At 69.8% G+C, this 1,321-nt stretch carries 1 protein-coding gene and 1 pseudogene; both read left to right on the top strand.

Annotated features, from left to right (window positions below; all coding sequences use genetic code 11):
• Window positions 1–247: pseudogene (locus tag U1700_RS14630) on the top strand (precorrin-4 C(11)-methyltransferase); the annotation flags it as partial.
• The coding region (locus U1700_RS14625) for a cobyrinate a,c-diamide synthase (RefSeq protein ID WP_332753421.1) at window positions 244–1,321 on the top strand (1,078 nt) is incomplete at its 3' end. The pseudogene U1700_RS14630 and the gene U1700_RS14625, both read left to right, overlap by 4 nt.

The raw sequence follows: 1,321 nt of genomic DNA, 5'->3' as shown, positions 1-1,321 counted from the left end.
CGTCGCCGACCTGATCCCGCACTATGGCGCGGATTGCCCGGTGGCGATCGTCTGGCGCGCGAGTTGGCCCGAACAGCGGATCGTCCGCGCGACGCTGTCCACCATCGAGGAGGCCGCCGCCGACGGGCCGGAGCGAACCGCGCTGATCTTGGTCGGCCGCGTCCTCGCTCCAAGCGATTTCGCCGAGAGCCGATTATATGCCGAGGGCTATGATCGCCGCTATCGTCCGGGGAACAGCCTGACATGACGCCGGGATTGATGATCGCCGCGCCCGCTTCGGGCACCGGCAAGACCACCGTGATGCTGGGCCTGCTCCGCGCGTTTCGCGATGCGGGGCTCAGCGTCCAGCCGTTCAAGAGCGGTCCCGATTATATCGACCCCGCCTTTCACCGCGCGGCGTGCGGGCGGGCGTCGTTCAACCTCGATGGCTGGGCGATGCCCGCCGTGCTGCTCGACACGCTGGGCCAGCGCGGGGCGGATGCCGACCTGGTGCTGGCGGAAGGCTCGATGGGCCTGTTCGACGGCGTCGCCAAGCCCGGCGCGACCGGCATGGGCAGCAGCGCGGAGACGGCCAAACGCATGGGCTGGCCGGTGATCCTGGTCATCGACGTGTCGGGACAGGCCCAGTCGGCGGCGGCGACGGCGCTGGGGTTTGCACGCTACGACCCGGAATTGCGGGTGGCGGGGGTGATCCTGAACCGCGTGGCGAGCCCGCGTCATGAGCGGCTGGCAAAGCTGGGTTTTGAGGAGATCGGCCTGCCGGTCTTCGGCGCGCTGCCCCGTCGCGGCGATCTGGTCCTGCCTGAGCGGCATCTGGGGCTGGTGCAGGCGGTCGAGCATCCCGAACTCGACCGGCTGATCGGCGATTATGCCGCGTTCCTCGCGGCGCATGTCGATCTGGAGGCGGTGCGCGCGACGGCCTATGCAAAGCCCGCCATGCCCATGTCCGGCACGCTTCCGCCACCGCCCGCCCAGCGGATCGCGCTGGCACAGGATGCGGCCTTTTCCTTCGTCTATCCGCACATGCTGGAGGGCTGGCGCGCAGGGGGGGCGGAGATTTTGCCCTTCTCGCCGCTCGCCGACGAAGCCCCCGACGCCTCGGCCGATCTGGTGTGGCTGCCCGGCGGCTATCCCGAGCTTCACGCCGGACGGCTGGCGGCGGCGGACACGTTCCGTGCCGGACTGGCCGATCATGCGCGCACCAAGCCGATCCATGGCGAGTGCGGCGGCTATATGACGCTGGGCGAGGCGCTGATCGATGCGGAAGGCGTCAGTCACCGGATGGCCGGGCTGCTCGGCCTCGTCACCAGCTATGCCAAGC

It is taken from the genome of Sphingomonas sp. RB1R13, from assembly GCF_036663775.1.
Lineage (GTDB): Bacteria > Pseudomonadota > Alphaproteobacteria > Sphingomonadales > Sphingomonadaceae > Sphingomicrobium.
Note: the sequence above shows the minus strand (reverse complement) of the source record. Positions and strands in the feature narration are given on the sequence as shown.